This window comes from Actinomyces ruminicola, assembly GCF_900103885.1.
Taxonomy (GTDB): Bacteria; Actinomycetota; Actinomycetes; order Actinomycetales; family Actinomycetaceae; genus Actinomyces; species Actinomyces ruminicola.
This window is the reverse complement of record NZ_FNIM01000006.1, coordinates 115,630-141,632: the sequence shown is the minus strand read 5'-3', so window position 1 is coordinate 141,632 and position 26,003 is coordinate 115,630. Positions and strand designations below refer to the sequence as shown.

Annotated in this window: 20 protein-coding genes and 1 tRNA gene; 8 read left to right on the top strand and 13 right to left on the bottom strand. The window is 70.6% G+C overall.

The window, feature by feature from the left end:
* Positions 1–27 precede the first annotated feature (27 nt).
* On the bottom strand, positions 28–648 hold the full coding sequence (locus BLR49_RS06950; RefSeq protein WP_245690527.1) for a DUF3043 domain-containing protein: 621 nt from the start codon (positions 646–648) through the stop codon (positions 28–30).
* 41 nt (positions 649–689) lie between these two features.
* Between BLR49_RS06950 and BLR49_RS06945 the strand changes: the two genes are divergently transcribed.
* Both BLR49_RS06945 and BLR49_RS06940 read left to right on the top strand, forming a co-directional pair.
* Entirely contained in the window at positions 690–2,075 is a 1,386-nt protein-coding gene (locus BLR49_RS06945) for a M20/M25/M40 family metallo-hydrolase (RefSeq protein ID WP_092535468.1), read from the top strand.
* Positions 2,076–2,094: 19 nt separating this feature from the next.
* Complete coding sequence (locus BLR49_RS06940) at positions 2,095–3,294, top strand: glycerate kinase (RefSeq protein ID WP_092535465.1); 1,200 nt, start codon at positions 2,095–2,097, stop codon at positions 3,292–3,294.
* A gap of 80 nt (positions 3,295–3,374) precedes the next feature.
* Here the strand turns inward: BLR49_RS06940 and BLR49_RS06935 are convergent, their stop codons facing one another.
* From BLR49_RS06935 to BLR49_RS06910, 6 genes are all read right to left on the bottom strand, one after another.
* Complete coding sequence (locus tag BLR49_RS06935; RefSeq protein ID WP_092535462.1) at positions 3,375–4,397, bottom strand: LacI family DNA-binding transcriptional regulator; 1,023 nt, start codon at positions 4,395–4,397, stop codon at positions 3,375–3,377.
* A 79-nt stretch (positions 4,398–4,476) separates the two neighbouring features.
* Positions 4,477–6,435, bottom strand: a complete 1,959-nt coding sequence (locus BLR49_RS06930) for a glycoside hydrolase family 13 protein (protein ID WP_092535459.1) — start codon at positions 6,433–6,435, stop codon at positions 4,477–4,479.
* A 9-nt stretch (positions 6,436–6,444) separates the two neighbouring features.
* Complete coding sequence (locus tag BLR49_RS06925) at positions 6,445–7,359, bottom strand: sugar ABC transporter permease (RefSeq protein WP_092535457.1); 915 nt, start codon at positions 7,357–7,359, stop codon at positions 6,445–6,447.
* 24 nt (positions 7,360–7,383) lie between these two features.
* Positions 7,384–9,015 (bottom strand): ABC transporter permease subunit, encoded by a 1,632-nt coding sequence (locus BLR49_RS06920; RefSeq protein WP_092535454.1) that lies wholly within the window; start codon positions 9,013–9,015, stop codon positions 7,384–7,386.
* 164 nt (positions 9,016–9,179) lie between these two features.
* Positions 9,180–10,463, bottom strand: a complete 1,284-nt coding sequence (locus BLR49_RS06915; RefSeq protein WP_092535451.1) for a sugar ABC transporter substrate-binding protein — start codon at positions 10,461–10,463, stop codon at positions 9,180–9,182.
* A gap of 119 nt (positions 10,464–10,582) precedes the next feature.
* Positions 10,583–11,812 carry an alpha-amylase family protein gene (locus BLR49_RS06910; protein WP_092535448.1) on the bottom strand — a complete coding sequence of 410 codons (1,230 nt, stop codon included), beginning with the start codon at positions 11,810–11,812 and terminating at the stop codon, positions 10,583–10,585.
* A 179-nt stretch (positions 11,813–11,991) separates the two neighbouring features.
* Between BLR49_RS06910 and BLR49_RS06905 the strand changes: the two genes are divergently transcribed.
* Both BLR49_RS06905 and dnaG read left to right on the top strand, forming a co-directional pair.
* A complete protein-coding gene (locus BLR49_RS06905; RefSeq protein ID WP_092535445.1) occupies positions 11,992–13,329 on the top strand; it encodes a deoxyguanosinetriphosphate triphosphohydrolase in 1,338 nt (445 codons plus the stop codon).
* Positions 13,330–13,384: 55 nt separating this feature from the next.
* Positions 13,385–15,403 carry a DNA primase gene (gene dnaG, locus BLR49_RS06900; protein WP_092535442.1) on the top strand — a complete coding sequence of 673 codons (2,019 nt, stop codon included), beginning with the start codon at positions 13,385–13,387 and terminating at the stop codon, positions 15,401–15,403.
* 67 nt (positions 15,404–15,470) lie between these two features.
* Here dnaG and def read toward each other — a convergent pair whose 3' ends face one another.
* Positions 15,471–15,962 carry a peptide deformylase gene (def, locus tag BLR49_RS06895; protein ID WP_092535439.1) on the bottom strand — a complete coding sequence of 164 codons (492 nt, stop codon included), beginning with the start codon at positions 15,960–15,962 and terminating at the stop codon, positions 15,471–15,473.
* Positions 15,963–16,041: 79 nt separating this feature from the next.
* On the opposite strand from def, the gene BLR49_RS06890 reads away from it, so the two are divergent.
* Positions 16,042–16,650 (top strand): hypothetical protein, encoded by a 609-nt coding sequence (locus tag BLR49_RS06890; RefSeq protein WP_245690526.1) that lies wholly within the window; start codon positions 16,042–16,044, stop codon positions 16,648–16,650.
* 91 nt (positions 16,651–16,741) lie between these two features.
* Positions 16,742–16,813 (top strand) — tRNA-Asn (locus BLR49_RS06885).
* Here the strand turns inward: BLR49_RS06885 and BLR49_RS06880 are convergent.
* Positions 16,775–17,647, bottom strand: coding sequence for an MbeD/MobD family mobilization/exclusion family protein (locus BLR49_RS06880; RefSeq protein ID WP_092535519.1), 873 nt, complete (start codon positions 17,645–17,647; stop codon positions 16,775–16,777). The genes BLR49_RS06885 and BLR49_RS06880 overlap by 39 nt on opposite strands.
* Before the next feature lie 185 nt (positions 17,648–17,832).
* On the opposite strand from BLR49_RS06880, the gene BLR49_RS06875 reads away from it, so the two are divergent.
* Positions 17,833–18,333, top strand: coding sequence for a DUF3145 domain-containing protein (locus BLR49_RS06875; RefSeq protein ID WP_092535436.1), 501 nt, complete (start codon positions 17,833–17,835; stop codon positions 18,331–18,333).
* Positions 18,334–18,416: 83 nt separating this feature from the next.
* On the opposite strand, the gene BLR49_RS06870 is transcribed toward BLR49_RS06875, so the two are convergent.
* From BLR49_RS06870 to BLR49_RS06860, 3 genes are all read right to left on the bottom strand, one after another.
* Positions 18,417–19,676 carry a beta-ketoacyl-[acyl-carrier-protein] synthase family protein gene (locus tag BLR49_RS06870; protein WP_092535433.1) on the bottom strand — a complete coding sequence of 420 codons (1,260 nt, stop codon included), beginning with the start codon at positions 19,674–19,676 and terminating at the stop codon, positions 18,417–18,419.
* Between the two features lie 6 nt (positions 19,677–19,682).
* The gene (locus BLR49_RS06865; protein WP_092535431.1) at positions 19,683–19,931 is read right to left on the bottom strand and encodes an acyl carrier protein; all 249 of its coding nucleotides are present in this window, start codon (positions 19,929–19,931) and stop codon (positions 19,683–19,685) included.
* A gap of 96 nt (positions 19,932–20,027) precedes the next feature.
* Positions 20,028–21,212 carry a PucR family transcriptional regulator gene (locus tag BLR49_RS06860; RefSeq protein WP_092535428.1) on the bottom strand — a complete coding sequence of 395 codons (1,185 nt, stop codon included), beginning with the start codon at positions 21,210–21,212 and terminating at the stop codon, positions 20,028–20,030.
* A 177-nt stretch (positions 21,213–21,389) separates the two neighbouring features.
* Here BLR49_RS06860 and aspA point away from each other — a divergent pair, with 177 nt between their 5' ends.
* Positions 21,390–22,868 (top strand): aspartate ammonia-lyase, encoded by a 1,479-nt coding sequence (aspA, locus tag BLR49_RS06855; RefSeq protein ID WP_092535425.1) that lies wholly within the window; start codon positions 21,390–21,392, stop codon positions 22,866–22,868.
* Positions 22,869–22,904: 36 nt separating this feature from the next.
* Here aspA and aceE read toward each other — a convergent pair whose 3' ends face one another.
* Positions 22,905–25,658 carry a pyruvate dehydrogenase (acetyl-transferring), homodimeric type gene (aceE, locus tag BLR49_RS06850; protein ID WP_092535422.1) on the bottom strand — a complete coding sequence of 918 codons (2,754 nt, stop codon included), beginning with the start codon at positions 25,656–25,658 and terminating at the stop codon, positions 22,905–22,907.
* Positions 25,659–26,003: the final 345 nt, after the last annotated feature.

Below are 26,003 nucleotides of genomic sequence, written 5' to 3'. Positions count from 1 at the left end.
CAGGCCAGGCAGGGGAGGTGCCCGGGCTCACTCGGGGTACTGGCGGCGTGCCACCTGGGGAGCGGGCTGGCGCCAGCGCCGCAGGTTGAAGCAGCGCGAGAAGATGTACCAGAAAATGTGTCCCTGCTCCTGGACCTTCTCCCGGCCGAACTTCGCGTACAGGCGGCGCCGCAGCAGCCGCCAGCAGATCACGGCGTCGGCGATCGACACGAACAGGAACAGGTAGATCGCCAGCATGAAGTAGAAGCTGAGCAGGGTCTGCCGAGATGAGAAGGCGACGAACACGATCAGCAGCACCAGGGTCAGCGGCATGAACAGCTCACCCAACGAGTAGCGGGCATCGATGTAGTCGCGGATGTATCGCTTGATCGGGCCCTTGTCCCGGGGAGGCAGGTAGCGCTCGTCGCCGGTCTGCATGGCGATTCTCTGACGCTCCCAGGCCTCATCCTGTTTGGCGCGCGCCTCGCGCTTGGCCGCCTTGCGGTCCGCGGGCACGATCGGGTGCAGATTGCGTGCCTGCGCATCCTTGCGCTTGGGTGTGGGACGCCCCTTGCCGGAGGAGGTCTTGGCGGGGGCGGCCGTGGCGGCTGCGGCGTCGTCGTCGGCCTGGCTGCGCTTGCCGAACGGCAGCTTCTCTAACAGACTCACGGGCAACAGGGTAGCGGCTGAACCGCGCTACCCTGCAACTCATGATCACCGCCCACGCCGTGCGCGCCGCCGTCCGCGAGTCCTTCGATCGGGTCGTGAGCGACCTGACTGACTTGGTCGCCATTCCCTCCGTCTCCGCCGCGGGCCACGATCCGGCCCAGGTCAGTCGCTCCGCCGAGCATGTTGCGGCGCTGCTGCGCGGTGCCGGATTCGAGGCGCAGGTCGCCGCGGTGCCCGGGCCGGACGGACCCGGCCGCCCCGCGGTGCTCGCCCACCGCGACGGCCCGGCCGACTCGCCCCGGGTCCTGCTCTACGCCCACCACGACGTGCAGCCCGTGGGCGACGCCGCCAGGTGGCGTCAGGCCGACCCCTTCGCCGCCGAGCGCCGCGGCGAGCGCCTGTTCGGGCGCGGCACCGCCGACGACGGCGCCGGCGTGATCGCCCACGTGCACGCGCTGCGGCTGCTGGCCGAGCTGAACGGCGGCGAGCTGCCCTGCTCGGTCACCGTGTTCATTGAGGGAGAGGAGGAGGTGGGCTCGCCCTCCTTCGGGAACTTCCTGCACACCTACCGGGGCCGGCTGGACGCCGACGTGATCGTCGTCGCCGACTCCTCCAACTGGAAGGTGGGGGTGCCTGCGCTGACCACCTCGCTGCGCGGCGTGGTCCAGGTGGACGTGCGCCTGGACGTGCTCGACCACGCCCTTCACTCCGGCCAGTACGGCGGCCCGGTCATCGACGCCGTCACGGCCATGTGCCGGCTGGTGTCCACCCTGCACGATGAGCGCGGCGACGTTGCGGTGGACGGCCTCATCTCCCGCCCCGCGGCCGCCCCTGGCTCCCCGGACTACTCCGAGGCGGACTTCCGCGCCGACGCCGGAGTCCTGGAAGGCGTCGAGCTCGCCGGCACCGGCGATTTGACCGCGCGGCTATGGACCAAGCCCGCCCTGGCGGTCATCGGCATGGACGTCACCCCCCTGCAGGTGGCGGGCAATGTGCTCGCACCCAGCTGCACGGCGCGCCTGTCCCTGCGCATCGCTCCCGGCCAGGACCCGGCGGCTGCGCTGACCGCCCTGAAGGCGCATCTGGAGGAGCACGTGCCCTTTGGGGCGAGGCTGACGGTCACCGTCGGCGAATTGGGGCCGGCCTTCGACGGCGCTGCCGACACCCCCGCGGCGCGCGCGGCCCACTGGGCGCTGACCAGTGCCTTCGGAGCCGAGGCCGTGAACATCGGCCAGGGCGGCTCCATCCCCTTCATCGCGACCCTGAAGGAGACCTTCCCGGAGGCTCAAGTCCTGGTGACCGGGATCGAGGACCCGGATACGCGTGCTCACAGCGAGGACGAGTCCATGCACCTGGGCGACCTCGAGCACATCGTGGCCGCCGAGGTGCTGCTGCTGGCCCGGCTCGGCGGCGTAGTCGCGGACTGACAAGAGCCGGGGCGGCCGCATGCGAGTTCTCCTGGCACCGGGTGCCATGTATCCCGAGCCCCGTGGCGTGCCGCTGGTTGCACCCGACTTGGGCCTGGGTGCGCTCGCCGTGGCCGAGTCGATCGCGGCCGGCTGGGCGCACGAGCGCCCCGCCGACGCGCTCACGCTCTTGCCGCTGCCCGACGGCGGTCCCGGCACGGTGCAAGCGATCGCCCGGGAACGGATCGCCTTCCGCACCAGCCTGTACGCAGCCGGCCCGCTCGGCCGGACCCGTGAGGTGGAGCTGGTGCGCCTGACTCCGGCCGGACCGGCCTGCGGCGGGGCCGGCGCGGTCACGGGCGCCACCTGGCTGCTGGACGCCGCCCGGCTGCTCGCCCTGCCCGCTGACCGCGAGCTGGCGGCGCGTGAGGCGCGCTCCGGGACGACGACGGGCCTGGGACGGGCGCTGGCCGCCGCCCTTGGTGCTACGGCGCCCGGTGACACGCTGGTGGTGACCCTGGGAGCGACCGCCGTGCACGACGGCGGCGTGGGCGCCCTGGACGGTCTAGGCGGCCTGGGGACGGCGCGTGCGCTTGTCGCGGGCCGTGAGCTGGTGCTCGCCCTGGCCGATGACACTCCGCTCGGGGGCGTCTCGGGGGCCGGGCAGGTGCTGACCGCGGTTACCACGCTGAGCGGGGAGCAGGCCCAGGAACTGAACCGCAGGGCCTGCGCCGCGGCGTCGCGAATCGTGACGCAGGCTGCCGCAACCTGCAGTGGCGCCCTGCCGGTGGCGGGTGTTGGGACGGTGGGGGCGCAGGTGGTGTCTGCCTCGTCGCGGGGCACCGGCGCCGGCGGGGGAGCGGCCCTGGTGCTGCGCTCCCTCGGGGCGCGGGCACTGCCCGGCCCCCGTGTCATGTCGCAGCTGTTGGGACTGGCGGGGGCCGCTGTCGACCAGGACCTGGTGGTGACGGCGGTCGGCGAGGCCTACGACGTCGTCGCCGACTCCGTGACCGCGGTGGTTGGCGAGGTGGCGGGGAAGGCGGCGCTGCCGACGGTGATGGTCGCGGGGCGGCTGGCGGTGCCGCGCGGTGAACTCGCCGAGGCGGGCGTGGTGTCCGCATACTCGCTCGAAGCGCCCGGCGCAGTTCGAAACGAAACCTGGAATGCCGGCGGCGCGCCCGCGCTGCGTGAACGGCTTACGGCGGTCGGCGCCCGTCTGGCACGCACCTGGTCGCGCTGATTGCGCCCGCCCGCATCTTCTACCGATTTCGGCACGTAACTTCTACCGATCTCGGCGAGAAGGGGGCGGGGAAGGTGGGGTCAGGGGACCATGGTGTGGGGCGCCGGTGCGGTGGAGCCGCGCACGATCAGGTCGGGGGTGAACAGCAGCTCGGTGTCGGCCTGCGGCTCGCCACCGATGGCGGAAAGCAGCGTGGTCACGGCCGCCCGGCAGATCGCCGCCACCGGCTGGCGCACCGTGGTCAGTGGCGGGTTGGTCATCGGGATCAGCGGGGAGTCGTCGTAGCCGATCACCGACACGTCCTGGGGAACGGTCTTGCCGGCGGCACGCACCCCCGAGATGACGCCGAGCGCCATGATGTCCGAACCGCAGATGATGCCGGTGCAGTCCTGCTCCAGCAGTCGGGCGGCGGCGCTGGCGCCGCCCTCATAGGTGTACAGGGTCTCCACGATGCGCAGCGGCTGGTCCGGCAGGTTGGCGCGCATGCCGTCCTCGTAGCCGGCGCGCTTGCGCTGGGCGGGCACCATCCGGCCCGGTCCGATGGCCAGACCGATGCGGGTGTGCCCCAGGCTGGCCAGATGGTCCACGGCCATGCGTGCCGCCGCCCGATCGTCGGTGGCGAAGCCGGGCACCTTGATCGTGGGGGCGTTGCCGTTGATCGTCACTAGCGGCACGCCGCGCTCACGCAGACGCTGGTAGCGGGTGACGTCGCCCCCGGTGTCGGAGTGCCGTCCGGAGACGAAGATGATGCCGGCCACGCCCCGGTCCACGAGCATCTCGATGTACTCGTCCTCGCTGGTGCCACCCGGAGTCTGCGTGCACAGCAGCGGGGTGTGTCCGCTGGGCGCGAGCAGCTGCTCGATCTCCTGGGCGTACAGCGGGAAGATCGGGTTGGACAGCTCGGGCACGATCAACCCCACCAGGCCCTTGGATGCCTGGCGGAGCGACTCCGGACGCTCGTAGCCGAGCAGATCGAGGGCGACGAGCACTTGGCGGCGGGTCACTTCCGCCACATTCGACTTGCCGTTGAGGACTCGGGACACGGTCGCCGTCGAGACGCCCGCCTGCTCGGCGATGTCGGCGAGGGTGATGCGCTGTTGCACGGTTCCCATCCTAAGGGGAAATCACGAGCAGCCGCCGCCGCGTGGCGGTGCTTCCTGCGTGAGGCGGATTCATTGCGGTTCATCGGACACGTACGGATTCGGAGCGGGGCAGCGCCGGTCGCAGGGTGATAACGGCGGATCCGGGGCCGGTGGCGTCAATGGTCAGGCGCCCCTCCGCGCCCCCGATGACGGTGACGGCGACGCCGTCCATCACCTCGACGTCGGCGACCGCACCGGCCGGCAGGGCGGCGAGATCCAGGTCGATCGGTGCGCCGGCCGCCCGGGCGAGCACCACCAGCACGTCGCCGTCCGGGTGGGTGCGCAACCAGGCCAGCAGGTCGCCCTCGGCGTGCACCCAGCGCATGCCACCGCGCCGCAGCGCCGGCAGCTCGTGGCGTAGCCGCCCCAGCTGCCGGTAGCGATCCAGGACGACGCGGTCGACCTTCCCCCAGGCGCCGGTCGGACCTAGTTCGTCTGTGGGCGCGGCGCCCGGTGCGCTGGTCCACGGCATGGTGGTGCGCGAGTGCTCACCGGTGCGGCCGGTGGCCCCGAGCTCATCCCCGCAGAACACGGTGGGGACTCCCGGTGCCGTGAACAGGGCGGTGGCGGCCACCAGCTGCGCGGCACGGGAACCGACGACGGTGCGGATGCGCGGAGTGTCGTGTGATCCGAGCAGGTTCATGGAGTGGGTGATGGAGGTGGCCGGCATGTGCGCGGTGTACTCGCGCACGCCCCGCGAGATGGGGCCGGCCTCAAGCCGGGGGATACCGGTGGGGATGCCCAGCCAGTCCAGGTCGTCGGCGGGGTCCGGGTTGGCGAGCCAGGACCACAGCGGCCGGGTGAAGCCGTGGTAGTTCATGGTGCCCTGCCAGCCCGGACCGCCCAGGTCGCCGGAGGCGTCGTGCCCGTGCTCGGCGACCAGCCACAGCTGCCGACCCGTGTCTGCCTCGATCTGCCGCATGGTGGTGCGCATGTCGCGGGCCGCCTGGTGCGCCAGGTCGACCATGCCGCTGCGGCCGGTCATGTTGGCCACGTCCGTGCGCCAACCGTCGGCGTCGTAGGGCGGCAGCAGCCAGTGCGCCGTTATCGAAGCCGGGCCGCGCAGCAACCGGTCGCGCATCATGTCGGAGCGGTGGTCGAGCTTGGGCATGGACTCCACGCCCATCCAGGTCGCGTACCGGTCCGGGTAGCGTTCGAAGGAGTAGAAGTCCGCCTCCGGGGAGCGGGCATCGGTGATGGCCTGCTGGAACCAGTCGTGAGTGACGCCGGTGTGGTTGGTGGTCAGGTCCAGCAGCAGCCGCATGCCGCGCTCGTGCAGCGCCTGCGAGAGCCGGGCCAGGGCCTCGTCGCCGCCGAGCAGGGCGTCGACGTGGTCGAAGCTGGTCGCGTCATAGCGGTGCACGGAGCCCGCCGGGAATATCGGGGTCAGGTAGATCGTGTTGACGCCGAGCCGCTGCAGGTAGTCCAGGTGGTCGGCAATGCCGTCCAGGTCTCCGCCGTACCAGGCCTCCCCGCTGGGCGTGCCCCTCAGCGGCGGCTCATCCAACCAGGAGTGCGCCTTGGCCCAGGCCGGGGCGATTCGTTCGCGCGGCGGGGTGTGGGCCGAAAAGCGATCCGGGAAGATCTGGTAGCAGACGGCGTCGAGCACCCAGTCGGGGGCGTCGTCGTCGGCCAGGACCCGGAAGTCCGTGGCGTCGGGGACGTCATGGTCCGCCGGGCCGGCGGCATGGAACCAGACGTAGGGGTGCTCGGTGCCCGGCGACAGCAGCAGGAACCGGTAGTGGTTGGTCGGGTTGACGAGGCGGACGGTCGCCTCCCACCACGCACCGCCGCTGGCGCGGGCCACCAGGTGCGCGGCGGACAGAGCCGGCTCGCCGTCGACCACTTGGCGCAGGATGACGCGTTCGGGCTCCCAGGGAGCGGGCACCCACAGCCGGGCGGAGAGCTCCGCCCCGGGGCGGCGCGCGCCCAGCAGGTAGGCCGGGCCGGTGTCGTGATGCGGCTGGCTCAGGTACTGAGCGCTGTTCAGGCAGGTCATCGAGCGGCCTCAGCCCTTCACCGCGCCGGCGGTGGCGCCACCGACGATGTACTTCTGCAGGTACTGGAACAGCGCGATCACCGGCACCATGGTCATGACCGAGCCGGCGGCGAAGATACCCAGGTTGTTGGAGCGGTCGCCCGACAGCATGCCGTACAGGCCGACGGCGAGCGTCTTCTTGGAGTCGTCGGTCAGGAAGATGGAGCCCAGCATGAACTCGGAGATGATTCCGACGAAGGCGAGCAGGAAGGTGGTGGCCAGAATGGGCTTGAGGGAGGGTAGCAGAATCCGGTAGAAGACCTGCCAGTGGGTGCATCCGTCCAGGATGGCGGCCTCGTCGAGCTCCTTCGGAATGGTGTCGAAGGTGCCCTTGATCAGCCACACCTGTCCCAGGGCACCGCCCATTAGGGCCAGGCAGTAGCCCAGCAGCCGGTTCAACCCGATGGCGGGGAGCACGTCCCCGATGCCGGCGATCATGGTGTAGATGGCGATCATTGCCAGTGTGGCGGGGAACATCATGATCAGCAGCAGCGCCAGCAGGCCGCCGCGGCGGCCCTTGAAGCGGAAGCGGCTGAAGGCGTACGCGGCCAGCACGGAGAAGAAGATCTGTGCCGCCGCCACCACCCCGCACACGATCATGGTGTTCAGGTACCAGCGGGTGAAGGGCCCCTTGCTGCCGCTGAGCAGCGTCTGGTAGTTGATCAGGCTGAACCGGGTCGGGATCAGCGACGTGGAGGCCACCGTTCCCAGGGGGTTCAGGGAGGCGGAGAGCACGTAGAGGATCGGGAAGGCGGCGAAGACGAGCGCAACCGCCCCGACGACGTGGCGCCAGCCGACCTCGCGGAACCAGCGGCGGAAGGGCGTGTGGTTCTGCTCCCTGGGGGTCTCTGCGCCGGTTGCGGTGGTGGTCTTGGTTTCAGTCATTTTGAATCGGTCCCTTCCGGCGTGTCAGTTGATGTCCTCGAGGCGGCGGGTGGCAGTGAACTGTGCCGCGGCCAGGACGCCGGTGATGACGAATAGGACGACGGAGACGGCGGAGGCGAAGCCGTAGTCGGCGCCCGACCCGCCGAAGGCGATGCGGTAGACCATTGAGATCAGGATGTCCGTGCCGCCGCGGGTGTACTCGCCGGCGGCGAAGGGGCCGCCCTCGGTGAGCAGTTGGATGGCGTTGAAGTTGTTGAAGTTGAAGGCGAAGGTGCTCACCAGCAGCGGGGCGACCGAGACCAGCAGCAGCGGGGTGATCACGCGCGTGGTGGTCTGCCAGCCGTTGGCCCCGTCGATGCGGGCCGCCTCCTTCAGGTCATCGGGGATCGACTGCAGGGCGCCAGTGCACACGATGAACATGTAGGGGAAGCCCATCCACAGGTTGGTCAGCAGCACGGCGACCTTTGCCCAGGTCGGGTCTCCCAGCCAGTTGATGTGCAGGTTCAGCGTCTCGTTGATCAGGCCGAAGTCGCGGTTGTAGAAGTTGGACCAGATCAGCAGGGAGATGAACCCGGGGACCGCATAGGGCAGCAGCAGGAAGGAGCGGTACAGCTTCTTGCCGCGGATGCGGTCGTCGTTGAGGGTCAGGGCCAGGAAGTAGCCGAGGATGAAGGTCAGCAGCATGGAGCCGCCGGCGAAGATCAGGGTCCAGGTGAACGCCCCGCCGAGCTGCTTGATCAGGCTCCGGTTGCCGAAGAGCTTGGCGAAGTTGGCCAGGCCGATGTTCTGCTTCCAGGACTGGGCGAGCCGGTCGCCATTGGCGTTGACGTAGTACTCGGAGTTGCCGACCTTCTGCACCGTGTAGACGTCACCGGTCTGGGTGTTCGTGATCGAGTCGCTCTGCTCGTCGTACACCATCGTCTTGGTGCCCTCAAAGGCCGAGCGCACGCCCTGAACCTTGATGGCGGAGGTCTCCGACACCGACAGGGTCAGGGTGGAAATCGTGTCGTAGGCGGTGTTGATCTGCTTGCCGGTCAGAATGGTGTAGCCGTCGGCGGCCGTGACGAAGCCATCGGTGACGGTGACGTCTACGTCGGTGGCGGGCTGGACGGTCTCGCCGTCGGCGCCGTAGAGCACGTCCTCGGTGTCGGTGTCCACCAGGAACAGGGTGAAGGGGCCGTCTTCGACGCTGCCGGTGGTGGCCACGGACAGGTTGTACAGCGGAGAGTCCGGGGCCTGCACGACCGAGTTGTTGGTGATGGTGGTGACGGCGTCCTCCTTGGTCCCGCGGAAGCCGTCGCCGAAGTTGGTGAAGGCGGTCTGGACCGTCATCACGATCGGCACGATCAGGAAGACGGCGAGGAAGAAGGTGCCTGGGAAGAAGTACTTGCCGGGGATGAACCGCCGGGTGGAGTACAGCACGAAGATCGCGACCGTGGCTGCCACCACGATGAACAGCCACAGCCACATACGCGCGGCGATGAGCAGCGGCACCAGGTAGGCGGCCACGGCCAGGGCCGCTCCGAGTACGAGCACGCGGCCGAGTACGGAGCGGATCGTCGTCGTCCGCTCCCGTGCCGCGCGGCGGGAGGAGTCTGGGGTTTCCGCGCCTGCGGCCGCATGAGCGCCGCGTTCGTGGGCGGTCGGGGACGTCATCGTCGAAGAACCTTTCACAGTGCTGAAAGAGGCTGAAAGACAAGCAGAAGCTGGGCAGGGACCGGGATGCGGCCGCTGGACCGGTCGCGTCAGGGGGAGCGGGCGGCCATCGGCCGCGAGCACGGTGAGGGCCGACGGCCACGCCGTCGGCCCTCAACCGCGTTTCACAGTCCGAGCGTGGACTTGATCTCGTCTCCGGCGCTGGTCATCGTGGACTCGGGGTCCGCGCCGTTGACGATGTTGGCGTCGGCCATGCCCAGCGGGCCCCAGATGGCGGACATCTCGGGGATGGCCGGCATCGGGTCCGCGCCGGACGCGAAGTCCATGAACTTGACCATATTGGTGTCGCTCGACTCCAGCTTGCTGGCCAGGTCCTGATGAACCGGAGGCAGCGGGTTGATGGCGTACATGGCCTCGGCGATGGAGGAGTCCTTGGCGACGTCGGCCACGAAGGTCTCCGCGAAGGCCTTGTTGGCGCCGCCTCCGGCCACGTAGAAGGCGTTCACGCCGGCGAAGGGACGGGCGTCGTCCATGCCCTCGAAGCCGGGGATCTTGGACAGCTCGAAGTTGATGCCGGCGGTGTTGATGTCGCCCAGCGCCCAGGGGCCGGAGATCAGGTAGGCGGCCTTGCCCTCGGTGAACAGGGAGATGGCGTTGTCGCCGGTGATGGAGGTCTTCAGCACCTGCTGAGTGCCCAGCTCGCCGATCTTCTTGGCGGCGGCGATGGAGCCCTCGGCGCCGACGCCGACGTCCGTGGGATCCAGGGAGCCGTCCTCCTTCTTGCCGAACAGGTAGCCGCCGCCGGAGGTGTACAGCGGTTCCATGTGGTAGGCGTCGCCGGACTCGCCCACGGGCAGGGAGAGCACCACGTCGGCGCCGGAGGCCTGGCCGGCGGCGACCAGCTCCTCGATGGTGGCGGGCTCGGTGACGTCGGTCAGGTCCTTGTTGACGAACAGGCCCAGCGTCTCCACGCAGTAGGGCACGCCGTAGTACTGGCCGTCGTAGGTGACGGCGTCCAGGGCGACCTGGCTGTAGTTGGCCTCGGCTGCGGAGTCGAGGGTGATGGGGGAGATGGTGCCGTTCTGGACCAGGTTGCCGATCCAGTCGTGCGCGGCCACGACCACGTCCGGGCCATTGCCGGCCTGGTTCGCGGCGATGAAGTTGCCCTGCAGGTCGTCGGCGACCACCTGCACGGCGACGGTGATGCCCTGCTTGTCGCCCCACTCCTGGGCGACGTCCTTGAGCGCGCCGGCCTTGACCTCGTCGGTCCAGATGACCAGGTCGGCGTTGGCGTCGCGGACGACCTGCTCGTCGGTGGACTCGTCGGTGGCGTCGACCGGGGCGTCCGAGGCGGCGGTGGAGGTGTCGTCGGAGCTGCAAGCGGCTGCGGCGGCGAGGGTGGTGGCGATGGCGGTCATAGAGAGGAACGACCGGCGGTTGAGGGACACCGTGATTCTCCTTCGAATCTGAATGGAGCTGATGGGATGACGCTGAAAAATGTAACGCCATCCTGCAAGTCTTGCAAGACGCCTGGGAGGGTCCTGCAAAGATGTTGCAAAAAAGTGTCTCAGGCAACAGTGGCGGCGTTGATCCACGCCGTCGTCGAGGGTGGCACGATCAGGCTGCCGCCCTCCTGGTCAAGCGCACCCGAGGACAGCAGCACCTCGGCGTGCTCGGGCAGTATGAGCGAGCGCGGTGAGGCGTTGACCAGCACCAGCACGTCCCGGGTGAGCACCACCAGCACGTCCCGGGGGCACCACTCCAGGCCCTTGACGAAGGCGAAGGGCGCTGCCGCCAGATTGTGCTCGTGACGTACATAAATGGCGTGGCGAACGGTGGCCAGGGGGGAGGCGAACTGGGAGCCCTGGAAGCCGGCCTGCTCATTGACGACGTCGGCCAGGGCCAGCGGATCTGCGGGCTTGTCGGCGTCGAGCAGCCCGACCTCGTCTCCCTGGCGCAGATACACGGAGCCGGGCAGTGCCAGCACCAGGGTCTGCAGGGCCAGGGACCGGCGGTGCAGCTCCACGGGGGAGATGCCGTCGAACCAGCGCCGCCCGTCTCCCGTGCCCAGTGCCTCCGCCAGTCGGTAACTGGGCAGGTAGCGCCAAACCGGGGATGCGCCGAAGCTGTCGTGCTCGGCCAGGGACGTGGTGATCGCCGAGGTGAGCGAGGTGGGATCCCAGCTGGAGAGCATCAGGCGATCGTCGCGCAGATGGTGCAGCCAGTCGTCCTGCACATGGTGCAGCAGCGCCTCGGGATAGCTGGCGGACACGTCCGCACCGAGTGTGCCCTCGGGCACATACTCGGCCAGCAGGGAGTGCACCACCGCGAAGTACTCGCTCAGCCGCTCCAGGTCGGACTCGTCCCACACCTCGGGCGGGACGATGGTGCCCAGGTCCACGCCGTCGGCACCGGCGGCCAGGAAGCTCGCGGCGCGGTCCACCAACCCGTCTTGGACCTGCTCCCGGCCGACGAAGATGGGGTTGTCCTCGCGGGCGTAAGTGCTGGTAACCGGCCCCAGAGCGCCCGACACCCGCACGATCACACGCATACCCCGCTCGTGCGCCCGCTCGGTGAAATGATGGAAGGAAGCCATGCCGGAGTCGGCGGCGATCCGCGAGGGGCGTATCAGGATGGCGCCGAATCCCAGGGAGGCGACATGCTCCAGCACGGCGTCCATGCGGTCCAGTTCCTCGGCTCCGAGGTTGGGGGAGGGGATCTCGTACACAAGCCCGTCCCGCCACCACTCGGCCGGGCCGGTGTATGCACGGTGGACGAGCGTCGTCGTGGTGGTCACGGCAACCGGCTCCCTTCCGCCGGGATCTATACCCGGACCTCGGACCTCACCGGGCCTGCGCGAGGCAGTTGGCGAAGCCCGGTGACAAGACAATCCTGCTAAGCCGTAGGGCTAGAGCGTGACTCATAGTAACCCGGCCGCAGGGACGCCGCCGCCACGTCCTGCGATACGTTGGACTCATGTCCATCTCACCCAAGCACCTCACCGTCGCGGCAACGCTGAGCGCGGGTGACGCCGTGGCCGAGGACACCGGCGACCTGATCGGTTACGGAGCCGCCGACGTGGCCCGATTCGTTCCCGAGCCGCCCAAGAACCCGCAGCGCACCCCCTTCGAGCGCGACCGTGCCAGAGTCCTGCACTCCTCGGCCCTGCGTCGGCTCGGCGCCAAGACCCAGGTGCTGGGGCCCTCCGCCGATGACTTCGTGCGCACCCGCCTGACCCACTCCCTGGAGGTGGCGCAGGTGGGCCGGGCGCTGGGGCAGGCGCTGGGCTGCGATCCCGATGTGGTCGACGCCGCCTGCCTGTCGCACGACCTCGGGCACCCGCCCTACGGGCACAACGGGGAGCAGGCGCTGAACGTGGTCGCCGAGTCCATCGGCGGATTCGAGGGCAATGCCCAGACCTTCCGCATTCTGACCCGCCTGGAGCCCAAGACCCTGGCCGCCACCGGACGCGGCGTGGGCGTGAACCTCACCCGCGCCAGCCTGGATGCTGTTGCCAAGTATCCGTGGGCCAAGGGCGAGGGGCCGGGCGGCCCCGGCGGACGTTCCGCGGCCAAGTACGGCTGCTACGAGGAGGACCGCGAGGTCTTCGACTGGATGCGTGCGGGCGCCCCCGCCCACCGCCGCTGCCTGGAGGCCCAGATCATGGACTTCTCCGACGACGTCGGCTACTCGGTGCACGATGTGGAGGACGCCATCGCCCTGTTCAAGATGGACCCCGCCCGCCTGACCGACGCCGCCGAGGTGGGCACGGTGGTGGATGCCACCCGCTCCTGGTACGGCGGCGGCATGAGCGCCGACGCGCTCGGCTCGGCCTGGGAGAGGCTGTCCGCCCAGCCGTTCTGGATCCGTGCCTACACCGGGGGAATCGCGGATGCGGCGCAGCTGAAGAACCTCACCAGTCAGCTGATCGGCCGCTTCGTCTCGGCCGTGGCCGGCGCCACCCGGGAGGTCTTCGGCGAGGGGCCCCTGACCCGCTACGACGCCGACCTGGTCATCCCCGAGGAGACCGCCGCGGAGATCCTGGTGCTGAAGGGGGCGGCGGTGCGCTACGTGATGGCCCCCCGCGAGCACGAGCCCGTCTACCTGCGCCAGCGCACCGAGCTGTTCGACCTGGCCGACGCCCTGCTCGAGAGCCGCGGGCGGCACCTGGAGCCCATTTTCGCCGCCGCCTGGAACGAGGCCGCCGACGACGCCGGGAGACTGCGCGCCGTGGTGGACCAGATCGCCTCCCTGACCGACACCTCCGCCCAGGCCTGGCACGCCCGCCTGTGCGGGCTGCTGTCCGCGGTGTAATCAGCGGCCCGGACGGGGGCGGATTCGGGTCGGCGCCCTCGCCTACTATTGGGCCATGGCGGGACTGATCAAGCGCGAGGACATCGACGCGGTGCGCGAGCGCGCCAAGATCGAGGACGTCGTCGGCGAGCATGTCACGCTCAAGAGCGGAGGAGTGGGCTCCATGAAGGGCCTGTGTCCCTTTCACGACGAGCGCACCCCCTCCTTCAACGTACGTCCCCAACTGGGGCTGTGGCACTGCTTCGGCTGCGGCGAGGGCGGCGACGTCATCGACTTCGTGCAGAAGATCAACCACCTGTCCTTCACGGAGGCGGTGGAGTACCTGGCCGGCCGCGTGGGCGTGCAGCTGCGCTACGAGGAGGGCGGCGCCGTCAAGCGCGGCGTCGAGCCGGGCACCCGCCAGCGGCTCATGGAGGCCAACCGCCTGGCCGAGGCCTGGTTCCAGGAGCAGCTGGCCACCCCCGCCGCCCAGGCCGGTCGCGACTTCCTCACCGGCCGCGGCTTCGACCGCAACGCCGCCGCCCACTTCGGGGTGGGCTACGCCCCGGACGGCTGGGACAACCTGGCGAATATGCTGCGCTCGCGCGGCTTCACCGAGCGGGAGCTGGTCGAGTCCGGGTTGTGCGGGCGCGGCAACTCCGGGCGCATCTACGACCGCTTCCGCGACCGGCTCATGTGGCCCATCCGGGACGTGACCGGCGCCCCGGTCGGCTTCGGCGGGCGGCGCCTGTCGGACGCGGACAAGACCGTTCCCAAGTACCTGAACACCCCCGAGACCGCCATCTACCACAAGGGGCAGGTCCTGTACGGGCTCGACCTGGCCAAGGCGGAGATCGCCCGCGCCCACCAGATCGTCGTCGTCGAGGGCTACACGGACGTGATGGCGGCCCACCTGTCCGGGGTGACCACGGCCGTGGCCACCTGCGGCACCGCCTTCGGCCCGGACCACGTGCGCATTGTGCGCCGCCTGCTCGGCGACGCGGCAGACCCCTCCGCCGGGGTCATCGCCGGGAATCGGGCCCGCGGCGGCGAGATCATCTTCACCTTCGACGGCGACGCCGCCGGGCAGAAGGCCGCCCTGCGCGCCTACGGGGAGGATCAGCACTTCGCCGCTCAGACCTTCGTGGCCGTCGAGCCGCGCGGCCTGGACCCATGCGACCTGCGCATGGAGGAGGGCGCGGAAGCCATCCCGCATCTGCTGGGCCGGCGCGTGCCCCTGTTCGAGTTCGTCATTCGAGCCTCCCTGGCCAACCTCAACCTGGACACCGCCGAGGGCCGGGTGCAGGGGCTGCGTTCCGCAGCGCCGGTCGTCGCGGGCATCCGGGACCGGGCGCTGAAGCGGGAGTACACGCGGCGTCTGGCCGGCTGGCTGGGCCTGCCGGAGACCGAGGCGGTCGGCGCGGTGCGTGCCTGCGAGCGTCGGGGGACGCGGCCCGGAAACCCGGTCGGCGGCGCCCCGGGCGAGTACGGCCCTGCCGACGACCCCGGCGGCGCCCCGGTGGTCGAGCGCCCCGGCCTGCCGCCGGTGACCGATCCGGTCGAGAAGCTGGAACGGCGGGCTTTGGAGGTCATCGTCCAGATGCCGCAGATCGCGGCGCGCGTGGGGGCGGATGACATCAGCGCGGTGGCCTTCTCCGTGCCGGTGCACCGCGCCGTCTTCGAGGCGATCGAGGCGGCCGGCGGGGCCACGGAGGTGGAAGGACTCGTGCAGCAGGCGCAGGCGGCGGGGCTGGCCGGCGCGGACGCCGCCAAGCGCGCCACCACCCGCTGGCTGGAGCAAGTGCGCGCCGGGGCCATCGGGCCGGTTGCCGCGGCGGTGACCGAGCTCGCCGTCGCCCCGCTCCCGCTGCCCGCTCCGCGCGGCAATCGGGACGCCGAGCCGGACCCGGACGCCCTCGAGCGCTATGCCTCCGGCGTGCTCTCCTCGCTGGCCCGCACCGGTATCAACCGTCGGCTCACCGAGCTGCGCTCCAGGCAGCGGCGCATGAGCCCGGACGCCCCCGGCTACCGGGACCTGTTCGAGGAGATCGTGGGCCTGGAGAACCGGCGCATGCAGATGGCGCGGCAGGGCTGAGCCGGTAGCCGGGGCCGGTCTGCGTCGCGGCGGCCGTGCCGGAGCCGGAGTCGGCCCGGTGCGGGGCTCACAGGCCGCGTTCGCGCAGCTCCCGCATCGCCTTGGCCCGGTTCTTGCGGGACAGGCGGTCCAGGTACAGGTGGCCGTCGAGGTGGTCGCACTCGTGCTGGATGCAGCGGGCCATGAGCTCCTCGCCCTCCAAGACCACCTGCTTGCCGTCCAGATCGATGCCCTCGGCGCGTGCGTACCAGGCGCGCTCGGTCGGGTACCACAGGCCGGGCACGGACAGGCAGCCCTCCTCACCGTCCTGGAACTCGTCCTCAGACAGCTCCACGATCCGTGGGTTGAGGATGTAGCCGATCTCGCCGTCGATGTGCCAGGAGAAGGCGCGCAGGCTCACGCCGATCTGGTTGGCGGCCAGGCCCGCGCGGCCGTCCTCGTCGACGGTCTCGAGCAGGTCCTCCACCAGCGCCTTGACGGAGTCGTCGATGTCGGTGATCGGGTCGCACACGGTGCGCAGCACCGGGTCGCCGATAATGCGGATGTCGCGGTAAGCCATGGGCACATCCTCGCACGTTCCGCGCCGCATCCGACATTCGGGGGCGCGCCCGGGCGGCGGTCGCCGCTAGCCTGACGCCATGATGGTCCGCATCCGCAGAGCTTCTTCCACCCGGCCCGCAGCGCGCCCCGGCATTACCGGGCGGCTGCGCCGTCGTGCCGCCCTCCCGCCCGCGCTGGCGGCGTTGGTGCCGGCGGATGGCCGGCTGCTCGGGGCGGTGCCGCTGACCGACGACGACTCCCGCTGGGCCGTGGCGACCGCCCACTACCTGACGGTGGTGGGCCCCGACGGCGTGGAGCTGCACCGGGGCTGGCACGAGGTCGAGCACGGTCGCTGGGACGCCGATGCCACCACCTTCACTCTGACCTGGACGGACGACTCCCGGCCGTTGCTGCTGGTGGTGCCCGCAGCGCTCAGCCGGGGGGAGCGGTCGGTGGGGGTCGACGTCGCCCCCTTCGCACGTGCGCTGCGGCAGGGAGTCGAGTCCGCGCTGGTGCATTCGGTCACCGGGCAGCTGCCGAGCGGACAACGGGTTACGGTCAGTGTGCGCCGCGACGTCGACGGGCGGCTGTACACGACGTCGAACCTGCCGGCGCGTGCGGCCGGGGACCTGGAGCGGGCCGACGCCGATGCGCTGGCGGACCTTCACCGGCGCGTCCGCGACGGTGTGGGGCTTCCCACAAACTGACTTTTCGGCGCGATCGTGCCGTGCCGTGGGCGGGTCTCGATTCGACGCGTGTGCCGGTGAGTTGTTAAAGTTCCTCCCGCGCCAAGCGCGATCCCGCGTAGCTCAATGGCAGAGCATCCGACTGTTAATCGGAGGGTTGTTGGTTCGAGTCCAACCGCGGGAGCCCAGTTGAGCCCCGGCCCCCAGCGGCCGGGGTCCGCTTGTGCTCAGCCCCTGGCATGGCCTCGATGCGGACCGGTCTGCCCGCTCCGGCACCCGGCGCGGTCAGACGCCGGATCTGTTCCGAGAGCGCTGCGACCTGCTGGTGCAGTTCGGCCACCTGGTGGCGCGTAGCGGCCTCCTGCTCCGCGTTCTCCTCGGTGACCAGGGAGACGATCCAGGAGGCGAGCGTCGCGGTGACCACTCCGATCAGGGCCACCCCACCAATCATGAGCAATATGGCAACCCATCTGCCGACGCTCGTCACCGGAGCGAGGTCGCCGTAGCCGACAGTGGTGATGGTGACCAGTGACCACCACAGGGCATCCGGGAATGTGGCTATGGACGCGTTCGGCGCTGCCCGCTCGGCGTCCAATACCGCCAGCGACGCAACGAACGCGATCAGGGTTACGCTGCCTGCCGTGTAGACGGTGATGCGCCCGCGCAGGGCGGCTCCGGCGCTGCGCTGGAGCACGCCGACCAGGGCCAACAGTCGCACCAGCCGAAGCGGCCGCAACATGGGCAGCGCCACCATGGCGAGATCCGGGAGGTGGTGTGTGAACCAACGGCGTCGGTTGGAGGCCAGGGCCAGCCGGGTGCAATAGTCCACGGCGAAGATGATCCACACGACGTTCATCACCATCTCGGGGACGTGACGGGCGGCGCCTTGAAGGTCCGCTATGACTTCCCAGGCGTAGACGGCAAGAAACACAACGGCAGCGAGGATCAGCGGCCACTCGGTGAAGCGCTCCCAGAAGTCCAGCCGTCGCTGCGGAGCATCGTTGGTTTCAGCAGGCATGTACGAGATCGTAGAGGCCTTGAGGATAGTCGGTCGGCATGAATTAGTCGGGTGGCATGTCTGCTGGCAATGCGCCGTCGGCTCTGGCATCATGGCACCGCACGCCGCGTGCGTCACGCGAGGCGCCCGGATGATTCGAGAACGTTGGGGAAGACGAATCTCGGAACAACCAGGAGGCGATCCACGTGAACGGTGCCTACACCCGCGGTGTACTTTTCGTGCACTCCGCGCCCCGCGCCCTGTGCCCGCACATCGAGTGGGCCGTGGCCGAGGTGCTGGGCAGCCGCGTCCACTTCGAGTGGACCGAGCAGCCCGCCGCCCCCGGGATGATGCGCGCCGAGACCAGCTGGGTCGGCCGCGTCGGCACCGGCGCCCAGCTCACCAGCGCCCTGCGCGGCTGGGCGAACCTCCGCTACGAGGTCACCGAGGAGGCGTCCCCCGGCTATGACGGCGGGCGCTGGTCGCACACCCCCGACCTGGGTATTTTCCACGCCCAGACCGACGTGCACGGCAACGTGGTGGTCCCCGAGGACCGGGTGCGGGCCGCCCTGGCCCACGCCGACCAGCCCGCGCTCATGCGCCGCCAGCTCGACCTCGCCCTCGGGCAGGCCTGGGATGACGAGCTCGAGCCCTTCCGCTACGCCGGCGCCGGAGCCCCCGTGCGCTGGCTGCACCGGGTCGGCTGAACGCCCCGAGCCGGAGAACCGCCCGGCGCCCTCCGCTGCCACTTCTACCGATCTCAGTACGTTACTTCTACCGATCTCGGCGATTAGGGGAGGCGGGTGAAGGCCAGCGCCACGTTGTGGCCGCCGAAGCCGAAGGACGTGCTCACGGCCGCCTCCAGCGCGGGCGCCGACCGGCCGTCCGGCCCCACCACGTCCAGGCCGAGTGCCGCGATGGCCGGGTCGATGCCGCCGGGCAGCAGTGTTGGCGGCAGCCACCGCTCGTGCAGCGCCAGCACGGTCAGCACCGCCTCCAGGCCGCCGGCTCCGCCGAGCAGGTGCCCGGTGGCGGACTTGGTCGCCGACACCGCCGCACCGGGAACGCTCCGCGCCAGCACCGCCGCCTCCACGGCGTCGCCCGCGGGCGTGGAGGTGGCGTGCGCATTGACATGCCCCACCTGCTCGACCTCCAGGCCGGCGCGATCCAGCGCCAGCCGCAGCGCCCGCTCCTGCTGCTGCCCGGACGGGTCGGGACGCACGGCGTCGTGGGCGTCGGCCGTGACCGCGCTGCCGGCGAGGACGGCGAGTGCCCGGGCATCGCGCGCGGCCGCATGCTCCGCCGCCTCCAGCACCAGCACGCCCGCGCCCTCGCCCAGCACGAACCCGTCCCGGTCCGGGGCGAAGGGACGCGAGGCGGCGGCGGGATCGTCATTGCGGGTGGACAGTGCGCGCATGGCGGCGAAGGCGGCCACCGTCATCGGGTGCAGCGCGGCGTCCGTGCCCCCGGCGACGACGACGTCGGCGCGTCCCAGCGCGATCAGGTCGGCTCCGTAGGCGATCGCCTCCGCCCCCGAGGCGCAGGCCGACACCGGCGAGTGCACGCCGGCGCGCGCCCCCAGCTTCAGGCCGACCGCCGCGGCCGGGGCGTTGGGCATGAGCGCCGGGATCGCGGTCGGCGCCACCCGGCGCGGTCCCCGCTCGCGCAGCGAGTCCCAGGTCTCCATGACGGACAGCACCGGTCCGATGCCGGGGGAGAGGGACACGGCCAGGCGTTCGGGATCCGGCTGCGGGGCCCCGGCCTGGGCCCACGCCTCCCGGGCGGCGAGCAGGGCGCACTGGCTGGCCCGGTCCAGGCGGCGGCGCTGCCTCGGGGGAAGCTGCTCGCCGGGCTCGGCAGCGAGTGGCGCGGCAATACGTACCGGCAGGTCGTGTGCGCTCACCCAGTCGGCGTCGAGTGCGCGTACGGCCCCGCGGCCGGAGCACAGCGCCCGCCAGGTGCCGTGCGCGTCGCCGGCCAGAGGGTTAGTGGTTCCGACCCCGGTGACGACGACGGCGCGCGGCCCCGGGGCGGGCACGGCTGCGGGCATCGGTGCTCAGGCCCGCTTGGTGCCCACCAGGTCGACCAGCGCGCCAACCGTCGGCAGGGTCGGGATCTGGGCGTCGTCCAGGGCGATGCCGAAGCGCTCCTCCACCTGGGTGGCAATGGTCAGTAGGCCCAGGGAGTCGATGTCGAGGTCGTCGGCGAACCGAGAGTCCGGGGTGACCAGGGCGGTGTCGACGCCGGCCTCCTCGGCCACGATCTCGGTGACGGCGGCGAGGATATCGGTGGGGGTGTTGGCCATGAGGGTCTCCTTTGCTCGTTGCGTGGTGATGCAGATACGGAGTGAATGTGGTCGGCGGGATGCCGAAGACAGCCATTGTGCCGGTTGTTCGGCGGGCTATTCGGTTGGCGCGGCGGCAAGCCTGCCGACGATGACGGCCAGGTGCAGCACGAGCCCGTCGCGGGCGTCGGTGGCGTCCCAGCCGATCTGCTGGCTGACCCGCCCCAGCCGGTAGCGGACGGTGTTGGCGTGGACGAACAGGGCGCGCGCCGTCATCTCCAGGCTGCGGCCCAGCGCCAGGTAGGTGGCGATGGTCTCCTCGTAGAGCGCTCCCATGGCCCGCAGCGGCTCGGTCACCAGCACCTGAATCTGCTCGGCGGCCAAAGGGTCTCCCGCCAGCAGGCGCTCCGGCAGCAGGTCGTCGGCGCGCACCGGGTTGGGGGCGTCCGCCCAGCCGGGCAGGGCGCGCAGCCCCGCCAGCGCCGAGCGCAGTGAGCGACCGGCCTGGGCGACTCCGGGGACGACCGGCCCGATTACCACGGCCCCGTCGAGCCCGGCGGCGATGCGGTCGGCGGCGGCCGCCAGCTCCGACTCCGGCGTCGGCTCGTCCACCGGCCGCTCGGGGGCGCAGGCGCCGCCGAGCACCACAATCACCGAGTCCCCGTGCACGGACACCAGGCAGTCCTGCACGTACTGGCGGCATTCGTGACGCAGGTGCGAGGTGGCCATGGCGTCCAGCACCGTGTGGGCGACGATCGCCAGGACCGGGCCGGTGCCCCGCCAGCCCGCCGTGCCGGCACGAGTGGCGGCGTCGTCGGCGGAATCGTGCAGCATGGCGTCCACCGCCACCGCTTCCAGGCGGGCGTCCCAGGCGCCGCGGGCCTCGGCCACCCGCGCGTAGACCTTCGCCGCGGCGAAACCGACGTCGCGCCCGAAGGTCAGGACCTGCACCCGCACCGCGTCGTGATCGGCGGCGGGGGCCACGTCGGGCGCCTCCTCCTCGACGACGTCGACGACGGTGCGCACCAGGTCGAGGGTCTGCTCCAGCGACACCGTGCCGGTCAGGGCGATGGGAGCCACGTTGAAGATGCCGGACGGGTCCGCCGTCCCACCCTGCTCGCCCACCGAGTCGACGAACATGGTCACCCCCAGGCGGGCGACCGTGTCGATCTGGTCGCGGGAGGCGGCCGGCAGCGTGCGGTACCAGGGGTGGGCCGTGCTGATGCGGTCGAGGGAGTGCTCGATAAGCGTGTTCTGCGCGTGCCGCAGGGCCGTGACCGTGGAGGGGCTCAGCTGGTCCATGCGCCGATGCTAGCGACCATGGCCGCCGGGGCCGAATGCGGTCGTGCGGCGCTGCGCCCGGTTCGTGCCCGGGCGCCCGGGTAAGGTCGGGTGGGCGTGGGGGAGACGCCGTCGGCTCCACCACCGGCCAGCGTCCGACGACGGCGAGCGCACCGCGGCGCGTACGGAGGAGACACGATGACCCCACAAGCCACCCGTACCGAGGAGGACCTGCTCGGCACCCGGCAGGTCCCGCTGGACGCCTACTGGGGGATCCACACGCTGCGCGCCACCGAGAACTTCCGCATCTCCAAGGAGACGGTGGGCGACCAGGAGGAGTTCGTGCGGGGCATGGTCGAGGTCAAGAAGGCCTCCGCCCTGGCGAACAAGGAGCTGGGCACGGTCACCGGCGAGATCGCCGACGCGATCGTGTGGGCCTGCGACCAGGTGCTGGTTGAGGGCCGCTGCCTGGACCAGTTCCCCATCGACGTCTTCCAGGGCGGCGCGGGCACCAGCGTCAACATGAACACCAACGAGGTTATCGCCAACCTCGCCCTGGAGCACCTGGGCTACGCCAAGGGCCGCTACGACATCGTCAACCCCAACGACCATGTCAACAAGTCCCAGTCCACCAATGACGCCTACCCCACCGGCTTCCGCCTGGGCGTGTACCGCGCGATCAACGGCCTGGAGATGGACCTGTGCGACCTGATCGACGCCCTGCTGGCCAAGGGCAAGCAGTTCGCCGACGTGCTCAAGATGGGGCGCACCCAGTTGCAGGACGCGGTGCCGATGAGCCTGGGCTCGGAGTTCCGCGCCTTCGCCGAGCTGCTGGACGAGGAGATCCCGCGACTGATGAACAACTCGGCGCTGCTGCTGGAGGTCAACCTGGGGGCGACGGCGATCGGCACCGGCCTGAACACCCCGCCCGGCTACCGGGAGACCGTGGTGCGCCACCTGCGGGAGGTGACCGGGCTGCGGGTCACCGGCGCCCACAACCTGCTGGAGGCCACCGGCGACACCGGCGCCTACGTCTCCATGCACGCCGCCATTAAGCGCCTGGCCGTCAAGCTGTCCAAGATCTGCAACGACCTGCGGCTGCTTTCCTCCGGGCCGCGGGCGGGGCTGGCCGAGATCCGGCTGCCGGAGCGGCAGGCCGGCTCCTCGATCATGCCCGCCAAGGTCAACCCGGTGATCCCGGAGGTGGTCAACCAGGTCTGCTTCAAGGTGATCGGCAACGACCTGACGGTGACGATGGCCGCCGAGGCCGGTCAGCTGCAGCTCAACGTCATGGAGCCGGTCATCGCCCAGGCCTGCTTCGAGTCGATCCGGCTGCTGCGCCACGCGCTGACCACGCTGAGGGACCTGTGCGTGGTGGGCATCGAGGCAAATGCGGAGGTGTGCCGCCGCAACGTCATGAACTCCATCGGCATTGTCACCTACCTGAACGAGGTGATCGGGCATCACAACGGCGACCTGGTGGGGCGCGAGTGCGCCCGCTCCGGCCGCAACGTGCGGGAGGTGGTGCTGGAGATGGGGCTGCTGGACGAGGCGACGCTGGACGAGCTGCTCAGCCCGGACAACCTCATGCGTCCCCGCTACCGGGACGCCCGCCACTACTCCGGCTCGGATCCGGACGTGCGTGCGGTGGCGGCGGAGGCGGAGCCGGAGCACTGAAGACCCCGCCGCCCGCCCCCGCGGCCACCGGTGAGGTCAGGCCTCGCCGCCCTGGGCGCCGGAGCGGCCCGCGGACACGTCCTCGAGCCGGTAGCGGGCGATCGCCTGGGCCAGCACGGAGCGGTCCGCCCGTCCCTGCGCCACCAGCGCCTGCAACGCCTTGACGACGACTGACTCGGCGTCGATCAGGTAGTGGCGGCGGGCGGCCGAGCGGGTGTCGGAGAAGCCGAATCCGTCGGCGCCCAGGGTGTGGAAGTCGCCGGGCACCCAGGCGCGGATCTGGTCGGGGACCAGATGATCGAAGTCGCTGGTGGCGATGAAGGGGCCCGAGGAGCCGGCCAGCTTGGCCGTCAGGTAGGGCACGCGGGCCGGCTCATCCGGGTGCAGGAAGCTGTGCCGGTCGGCCTCCAGGGCCTCGCGGCGCAGCTCGTTCCAGCTGGTCACCGACCACACCCCGGCGCGCACGCCCCACTCCTCGGCCAGCAGCCGGCGCGCCTCGCGGATCCAGGGCACCGCCACGCCGGAGGCGAGCAGCTGCACCTCGGGCCCGTCGCCCTCTGGCGGCCCGTCAAGCCGGTACAGGCCCCGCAGGATCCCCTCGACGTCGACGCCGTCGGGCTCGGCGGGCTGGGGGAGGGGCTCGTTGTAAACGGTCAGGTAGTACATGACGTCCCGGTTGCGGCCGGCATCCGGGCCGTACCAGCGCTCCAGGGCATCGCGCACAATGTGCCGGATCTCGTAGGCGTAGGCCGGGTCGTAGGTGACCACCGCCTCGTTGGTGGCCGCCAGCAGCGGGGAGTGGCCGTCCATGTGCTGGGTGCCCTCGCCGGTCAGCGTGGTGCGGCCCGCGGTCGCCCCGATGATGAAGCCGCGGGTCAGCTGGTCGCCGGCGGCCCAGAACTGGTCGGCGGTGCGCTGGAACCCGAACATCGAGTAGAAGATGTACACGGGGATCATGGGCTCGCCGTGGGTGGCGTAGCTGGTGCCGGCCACCTGGAACAGGGCCGCCGAGCCGGCCTCGTTGATGCCGGTGTGCATGAGCTGCCCGGAAGTCGACTCCCGGTAGGACAGCATCATCTCGGCGTCCACGGGGGTGTAGTTCTGCCCCTGCGTGTTGAAGATCTTGCGCGTGGGGAACAGCGACTCCAGCCCGAAGGTGCGCGACTCGTCCGGGATGATCGGCACGATGCGCCGCCCGATGTGCTCGTCCTTGATGAGTTCCTTGAGCAGGCGCACGAAGGCCATGGTGCTGGCGACCTGCTGCTTGCCGGAGCCGCCCTTGAGAATCTCGTAGGGGGCGTCCCCCGGCAGCTGCAGCTGCGCGCCGGGGTCACGGCGCTCGGGCAGGAAACCGCCCAGCTGCCGACGGCGCTCAAGCATGTACGCCAGCGCCGGGTCGTCGGGATCCGGCCGGTAGTAGGGCGGCAGCTTCGGGTTCGCCTCCAGCTCGGCGTCGCTGATGGGGATGTGCAGGCGGTCGCGCAGCCCCTTGAGATCCTCCAGGCCCAGCTTCTTCATCTGGTGGGTGGCGTTGCGGCCGGCGAAGTGAGAGCCCAGCAGGTAGCCCTTGACCGTCTGGGCCAGGATGACGGTGGGCTGCCCCTTGTGCTCGGTGGCCGCCTTATAGGCGGCGTACATCTTGTGATAGTCGTTTCCGCCGCGCTGCAGGGCCCAGATCTCCTCATCGGTCCAGTCCTCGACGAGCCTGGCGGTGCGCGGGTCGCGGCCGAAGAAGTGCTTGCGCACGTAGGCGCCGTCGTTGGCCTTGAAGGTCTGGTAGTCGCCGTCGAGCGTCTCCATCATCAGGTGCTCCAGGGCGTGGTCCTTGTCGGCGGCCAGCAGCTGGTCCCAGCCGCGCCCCCAGATCACCTTGATGACGTTCCAGCCGGCGCCCTTGAAGCAGGCCTCCAGCTCCTGAATGATCTTGCCGTTGCCGCGCACCGGACCGTCCAGGCGCTGCAGGTTGCAGTTGACCACGAAGGTGAGGTTGTCCAGCTGCTGGGAGGCGGCCAGCTGCAGCATGCCGCGGGACTCGGGCTCGTCCATCTCCCCGTCGCCCAGGAAGGCCCAGGTGTGCTGCGCCGAGGTGTCCTTAATGCCGGCGCCCTGCAGGTAGCGGTCGAACCAGGCCTGGTAGATGGCCTCCGCCGGCCCCAGCCCCATGGACACGGTCGGGAACTCCCAGAAGTCCTCCATGCGTCGCGGGTGCGGGTAGGAGGGCAGGCCGCGCCCGCCGGCCGGGCGGGAGACCTCCTGCCGGAAGCCGTCCAGGTCAGCCTCGCTCAGGCGCCCCTCCAGGAAGGCGCGGGCGTAATTGCCGGGGGAGGCGTGCCCCTGGAAGAACACGTGGTCGCCGCCACCGGGGTGGTTCTTGCCCCGGAAGAAGTGGTTGAAACCGACCTCGTACAGGGTGGCGGTGGAGGCGTAGGAGGAGATGTGCCCGCCGACGCTGATGCCCGGCCGCTGCGCGCGGGTGACCATCACGGCGGCGTTCCAGCGCAGCCAGCGGCGGTAGGTGCGCTCGACCTGCTCATCGCCCGGGTAGAAGGGCTCGTCGACGACGTCGATGGTGTTGATGTACGGGGTGGTGGTCTGTGCGGGCACGCGCACGTTCTTGCGGCGCGCCTCGGCGAGCAGGGACAGCAGGATGAAGCGGGCCCGGGGACCGCCCTTCTCGGCGATGAGGGCGTCGAGCGAATCGCGCCACTCGCCGGTCTCCTCCGGATCGTTGTCCGCGACCTTGTGCAGCAGGCCGTCGATGAGTGGGGTGGAGTCGTTGGTGGGGCTCACCGGGGATCCTCTTTCTTCGTGTCCGGGCGGCTCTGACAGGCTGGCGGCGGCTGCGGCGCGACGGGCGTCCACGCTGCCGCGCCGGTCGCATCCGTGACCAGCGGTTCTAATCTATTGGGTCGGAGCCGCGCGCCGCACCCAGAATCGGGAATAAAGTCCCAGAATGATTGTGAGTTGAGTCATTGGGTGGGTGCTGGGTGTTCGTGGCGGAGCGCCAAGGAACGACCTGCTTGCGTGGGCCTCTCGGGCGTGTTCGCTTGCGCCCGGTGGGTCCAGTGCGGTGGGCTAGTGCAGTAGTCACAACCGAGTGCCGCGACCGCGGCCGACGGGTGGGCCGAGTGGTCC